Origin of the sequence: Actinoplanes sp. NPDC051633 (assembly GCF_040681735.1) — a bacterium.
Classification (GTDB): Bacteria; Actinomycetota; Actinomycetes; order Mycobacteriales; family Micromonosporaceae; genus Actinoplanes.
The window spans coordinates 1-6,168 of record NZ_JBFAZH010000400.1 but is presented as its reverse complement, the minus strand read 5'-3'; the positions used below and the strand labels follow the sequence as shown (position 1 = coordinate 6,168).

The 6,168-nt window shown below is 73.9% G+C and carries 4 protein-coding genes and 1 pseudogene; 2 read left to right on the top strand and 3 right to left on the bottom strand.

All coding sequences use genetic code 11. From position 1 onward, the window contains the following. Positions 1-374, top strand: a pseudogene (locus AB0M20_RS21825) (sphingosine kinase); the annotation flags it as partial. Here the strand turns inward: AB0M20_RS21825 and AB0M20_RS21820 are convergent. Further along, entirely contained in the window at positions 367-1,092 is a 726-nt protein-coding gene (locus AB0M20_RS21820) for an HAD-IA family hydrolase (RefSeq protein ID WP_364300823.1), read from the bottom strand. The pseudogene AB0M20_RS21825 and the gene AB0M20_RS21820 overlap by 8 nt on opposite strands. 64 nt (positions 1,093-1,156) lie before the next feature. Here AB0M20_RS21820 and AB0M20_RS21815 point away from each other — a divergent pair, with 64 nt between their 5' ends. Then, a complete protein-coding gene (locus tag AB0M20_RS21815; protein WP_364300821.1) occupies positions 1,157-3,916 on the top strand; it encodes a DEAD/DEAH box helicase in 2,760 nt (919 codons plus the stop codon). Here AB0M20_RS21815 and AB0M20_RS21810 read toward each other — a convergent pair. Together AB0M20_RS21810 and AB0M20_RS21805 are read right to left on the bottom strand one after the other, a co-directional pair. Next, positions 3,901-4,467, bottom strand: coding sequence for an adenylate/guanylate cyclase domain-containing protein (locus tag AB0M20_RS21810; RefSeq protein ID WP_364300819.1), 567 nt, complete (start codon positions 4,465-4,467; stop codon positions 3,901-3,903). The two genes, AB0M20_RS21815 and AB0M20_RS21810, sit on opposite strands and share 16 nt — an antisense overlap. Before the next feature lie 74 nt (positions 4,468-4,541). Next, the coding region (locus tag AB0M20_RS21805; protein ID WP_364300817.1) for a CHAT domain-containing protein at positions 4,542-6,168 on the bottom strand (1,627 nt) is incomplete at its 5' end.

Genomic DNA, 6,168 nt, shown 5'->3' with positions numbered 1-6,168 from the left:
AGATGGCCAGGCTTCGAGCCCGGGTGTACGCACTGGAGCTGGACGGCGTCGACCGTGGCTTCGAGGGTGTGCTGGTCGCGATCGGCATCTGTGAGAGCTACGGCGGCGGGATGCGGATCCTGCCCGGCGCGGATCCCACCGACGGGCTGCTGGACGTGCTGGTCGCGGCGCCGATGGGCCGGGTCACGCTGGCCCGCCTGCGGCCGCGGCTGATCAAGGGCACGCACGTCACCGACTCCCGCGTGACCACCTACCGGGCCCGCGAGGTGCGGATCCACGCGGACGACATCGTGGGGTACGCGGACGGGGAGCGCGTCGGCCCGCTGCCGATGACGATCACCTGCGTTCCCGGCGCGGTCCGCCTCCTCAAGTAGTGCAGCCGGCCAGGGCGAGCGTGGCGCCCAGGCCGTTGGGCCGGCCCGGCTCGGCCGCCGGGAGGACCAGCGCCGCGCAGCCCGCCCGCACCGCGCCCGCGTCGGCAGGCGTGTCGCCGACCATCAGCGTGCGCTCCGGGTCGGCGCCGACCATGCCGCACGCGCGCAGGAAGATCGCCGGGTCGGGCTTGCAGCGGCCCACCTCGTAGGACAGCGTGAACGCGTCGACCAGGCCGTCCAGCCCCCAGGCGGCGAAGTGCGGGCGGATGTCGAAGCCGATGTTGCTGACCACGCCGACCCGGATGCCGGCCTCGTGCAGGGTGCGCAGGGTCGGCTCGGTGTCCGCGTACGGCAACCAGCCGTCCGGGCCCAGGAGGCGCTCGTAGAGGGCGTCGGCGAGCCCCTCCACGTCGGTCGACACGGTCGCGGCCAGCCCGGTGTACGCCGCGCGGTGCGCGTGCTCGTACAAGTCCCGGTCGGCCCAGTGCTCGGCGAGGTGCGGAGGGACCCGGTAGGGCACGGGGCCGCCCGCCCGGCCCGCCGTGACCAGCCGATCCGCCAAGATCGTCGCCTGCGCCCGGTCGAGGTCGGCGCCGCACGCCGCGGCGGCCGCGAGCACCCACGCCACCGGGTTCTCCACCTGGGCCAGTGTGCCGTGGAAATCGAACAGGACCGCGTCGACCGGGCGGTGATCGATGGGAGAGTCGGGATCCGGCACGCCTCGCACGATACCGAGCCGCCGGTTTCGCAAGGTGTCACACCCCCGGCCTAGTCTTGTGGTCATGACTAGTCCCGCCGATCGTTACGCGGCGTCGAGACGGCGGGCGGCCCAGGCGGCCGATTTCCCTGCCCTCGACGACTTCATGCTGGACGTGGGGTTCGACCTCGACGACTTCCAGCGCGAGGCGTGCGAGGCGCTCGAGCGCGGCAGTGGCGTGCTGGTGTGCGCGCCGACCGGGGCCGGCAAGACGGTGGTCGGCGAGTTCGCGGTGCACCTGGCGCTGCGGGCGGGCGGCGGGCGCAAGTGCTTCTACACCACCCCGATCAAGGCGTTGTCCAACCAGAAATACCACGACCTGGTCGAGCGCTACGGGCCGGAGAAGGTGGGGCTGCTCACCGGCGACAACGTGATCAATGGCGACGCTCCCGTGGTGGTGATGACCACCGAGGTGCTGCGCAACATGCTCTACTCCGGCTCGGCCGGGCTGGCCGGGCTGGCCTACGTGGTGATGGACGAGGTGCACTACCTCGCCGACCGGTTCCGTGGCGCGGTGTGGGAGGAGGTCATCATCCACCTGCCCGCGTCGGTCACGCTGGTCTCGCTGTCCGCGACGGTCAGCAACTACGAGGAGTTCGCCGACTGGCTGGTCACCGTCCGCGGCGAGACGCGGGTCATCGTCAGTGAGCATCGGCCCGTCCCGCTGTGGCAGCACGTGCTGGTCGGCAAGCGCATGTTCGACCTCTTCCACGACGCCGACGCGGCCCGCAAGCACGACGTGCACCCCGAGCTGCTGCGCTACTCGCGCGAGATGCAGCGCCGGCTCGAGCTGACCGACCGTGCCGCCTCCGGGTGGCGCGGCGGGAAGAGCCGGCGGTGGCAGCCGCCGCCGCGCGCCGAGGTGGTGGAGCGGCTCGACCGGCAGGGCCTGCTGCCCGCGATCCTGTTCATCTTCAGCCGGGCCGGCTGCGACGCGGCCGTCCAGCAGTGCCTGGCCGCGGGGCTGCGGCTGACCGACAGCGACGAGCGCGCCGAGATCCGCCGCATCGCCCAGGCCCGGGTGGCCTCGATCCCGGGCGAGGACCTGAGCGTCCTGGGCTATTGGGAGTGGCTCGACGGCCTCGAGCGCGGCGTCGCGGCCCACCACGCGGGCATGCTGCCGGCCTTCAAGGAGGCGGTCGAGGAGTGCTTCGTCCGGGGCCTGGTCAAGGCGGTGTTCGCCACCGAGACCCTCGCGCTGGGCATCAACATGCCGGCCCGCTGTGTGGTGCTGGAGCGCCTGGTGAAGTTCAACGGGGAGGCGCACGTCGACCTGACCCCGGGGGAGTACACGCAGCTCACCGGCCGGGCCGGGCGGCGCGGCATCGACGTCGAGGGCCACGCGGTGGTGCTGTGGAGCCCCGACATCGACCCGCGCCACGTCGCCGGTCTGGCGTCCACCCGCACCTATCCGCTGCGGTCCTCGTTCCGGCCGTCCTACAACATGGCGGTCAACCTGGTCGGCTCGGTCGGGGTGGCGAAATCGCGAGAGCTGCTCGAGTCGTCGTTCGCGCAGTTCCAGGCCGACCGCTCGGTGGTCGGGCTGGCCCGTCAGGTGCAGCGCAACCTGGAGACGATCGAGTCGTACGGCGCGGAGGAGACCTGCCACCACGGCGACTTCGAGGAGTATTTCGCGATCCGCGTGGCGATCGCCGACCGCGAGCGTGCGCTGGCGCGGCAGGGTGTGCAGCAGCGCCGGGCGGCCGCGGTTTCCTCGCTGGAGCGGCTGCGCATCGGCGACGTGATCCGGGTGCAGCAGGGCCGCCGGGCCGGGCTCGCCGTGGTGCTCGAGCCGCCGGGCGGTGGCTTCGGCGAGCCGCGGCCGATGGTGCTCACCCAGGACAGGTGGGCCGGCCGGGTCAGCCCGGCGGAGTTCTCCGGCTCGGTCGACGTGCTGGAGCGCATTCGCGTACCCAAGAATTTCAACGCCCGGTCGCCCGCCGCGCGCCGCGACCTCGCCGCCCGGATCAGCGCCACCGGCCTCGACCGGCACGGCGACGGCCGGCGCCGGCGCAACCAGCCGGGCACCGGGGAGGACGCCGAGGTCGCGCTGCTCAAGGTGGAGCTGCGGCAGCATCCCTGCCACGCCTGCCCCGAGCGCGAGGAGCACGCCCGGTGGGCCGAGCGTAAGCATCGGCTGCAGCGCGACACCGAGGCGCTGCGGGACAAGGTGGCCGGCCGCACCGGGTCGCTGGCCCGCACCTTCGACCAGGTGTGCGCGGTGCTGACCGATCGGGGTTACCTGACCGATGACGGCGACGTGACCGAGCCCGGGCGGATGCTCGGCCGGATCTGGACCGAGGCGGACCTGCTGGTCGCCGAGTGCCTCCGGCACGGCGTGTGGGACGGGCTGGCGCCCGAGGAGCTGGCCGGCGCGGTGTCGATGGTCCTCTACGAGTCGCGGCGCGAGGGCGACGAGCGGGTCTCCGTGCCCAAGGGTGCGACCTCGGCCGCTGTCGACGCCTGCGGCAAGCTCTGGGCCGAGATCGAGAGCGCCGAGGCCGAGCGCGGGCTGTCGCTGACCCGCGAGCCCGACCCCGGCTTCGTGTGGCCGATCTACCGCTGGGCACGCGGTGAGCCGCTGGGCAAGGTCCTGGCCAGCGGAGGCACCAGCTACGACACCGACATGCCGGCCGGCGACTTCGTCCGCTGGGCGCGCCAGGTGCTCGACCTGCTGGCCCAGATCAAGGACGCGAGTGCCGCCTCGGCCGGGGTGCGCGAGGCGGCACGCAAAGCGATGTCGGCGATCAACCGCGGGGTGCTGGCCTATCAGACCAGCTTGTAGCGGGGCGGGGTGGCCTGCACCCGGTGGCTGATCACCGGGTGGGCGATGCCCTTCAGGCGGGACTGCTCGGCGGGCACACCGATCGCGGCCCGGCCGGCGCGGGCGTGCGCGCCCGGGCCGATCTGCAGCTCGCCCGGCCCGGCGACCGAGCAGAGCCGCTGCGCCAGGTTCACCGCCTTGCCCCACACGCCGTACCCCGCCGGCGGCCAGGACCCGGTGACGAAGATGTCTCCCCACTCGACCCCGGCGTGCACCGACGGCCGGACCGACCGGGTGCCACCGGCCGAGACCATGGCGAGCCCGGCCCGGATCGCACGGTCGGCCTCGTCGCCGATCGTGTCGTGCAGCCCGAAGACGCACATGAAACCGTCGCCGAGCACCTGCTGGATCTCGCCGCCGTGACGGAGCGCGATCGCGACGAGATCGTCCAGAAGGGGCCGCACCACCTGGTAGACGATCTCCGGCTCGACCGTCTCGACCAGCTGCGTGAAGCCCGTGAGGTCGGCGAAGAGCACGGCGGCGCTGCGCCGGCGACCGGTGTCGGCGTCCACTTTGACTTCCCTGGCGACTTCCACGCTGAGTCAGAGACCCGACTGTCGACCCTGATACATCTCAGGGTCAGCCCTTAGGCTGCTCCGTACGCGCTGAACGTGCACCAGTTCACATAGTTCGGTGGATCGGCGCGGTCCAGGCCGGCCCGGGCGGCGTGCAGCGCGCGGGCCAGGGTCAGGCCCCGGCCGAGGTGTTCGTGCAGGGCGTGCATCAGGTCGATGGCGGCCACGTCGGGCACCGCGGCGACGCTGGCCACCACCCCGGCCGTGCCCCGGGCCAGCAGCGAGCTGATGAAGCCGACCACCTCGTCGCCCGCGTACGCGACGTCGGCGCCGGACTGGCACGCGGCCAGCACCAGCCGGTGCGGCGCGACCCCGCTGGTCATCAGCTCCTGCACGGTGAGCGGCCCGTCGCTGAGCACCAGCGACGAGAAGAGCGGGTTGTCCGCGCGCAACCAGCCGTGGCAGGCCAGGTGCACCAGGGCGGCACCGTCCAGCCGGGCCAGCACCTCGGCGGCCGTGCTCCGCGGTGGGCTCAGCGCGACCGCGTCCGGATACAGCTCACGCAGCCGCCGCACCTCGGTGGTCGCGCCCGGCAGGCTCGGGCCCTCCACCAGGATCGTCCCGCCGCTCGGCTCGCCGAGGCCGGCCGTGCGCGCCCACATCCCGGCCGACGGCGCCAGCGACACCGGCTCGTCCCACAGCGCCGACCAGGGCAGGCCGTGCAGGTCACCGACCGGCACGATGACCAGCTCGGCGTCCGGCGCCAGGGCCAGCGGGGCGAGCAGCATCGCGCGTAACCGGGCCACCCGCGAGTCGGCGCTGAGCCGGGCCGCCGCCAGTGACGACTCGGGCAGCGGCTGGGTCATCCGGCGCAGCGCGAAGAACAGCGTGCGCATCTGGCCGAGCACCGCGGCCGCCGGGCCGAGGCGGACCACCCGGCTGCGGCGCCGCTCGACCACCACGGCCACCAGGTCGCCGTTCAGGTTCGCGTACTCGACCAGCACCCGCCCGTCCAGCGCTGACCGCAGCCGGGCCGGCTTGATCGTCGCGGTCACCGCCTGGTGGTCGGAGCGGCGCCGCCAGCTCGCGCGGCGGATCCGGTCCTCGATCGACTTCTGCCGCGCCACCAGCGGCTCCGGGATCACCGCCGTGCGGTCGCCGGCCGCGGCCAGCCCTTCGAGCTCGGCGTGGATGCCGCGCAGCGCTTCCAGATCGTCCACATCGGTGCCGCCGGGTGGCTCCACCGCGAGCAGCGCGGCCGCCCGGGTGCGTTCCATCCAGTCCAGCACCCGCGGCGCGGACCCGCCGCGCATCATCACCTCGAGACCGAGCCGGCCCAGCTCGGCGCCGTGGCCGGAGGCGAGCACGCGCAGCTCCACCGACGGCAGCGCGGACCGGTGCCGCGCCAGATCGGTCAACCCCCGGCGGCAGTGCGCGAGCACGCCCGCGTCGTCGGCCTGCAGCGCGGCCGCCATCGCACCGGCGACGCTGCCGCGCATCCGGACCAGCATCGGGCTCTTGCGGGCCAGCTCGGCCGCGCGGTGCCAGGCCTCGACCGCGTCCCGCCGCCGGCCCAGCCGGGCCGCCACCCGGCCGGCGACGGCCTGGGCGTTCACCGCGTACGACCAGGTGCCCTGCCGTTCGAGGGTGCGGCAGATCCGGCGGGCCCGGCGCAGGTCACTGGCGCCGGCCGTACCC

Excerpts from the sequence above, each read along its gene's own strand:
- AB0M20_RS21815 (WP_364300821.1), top strand. The coding sequence starts at position 1,157 with ATGACTAGTCCCGCCGATCGTTACGCGGCGTCGAGACGGCGGGCGGCC.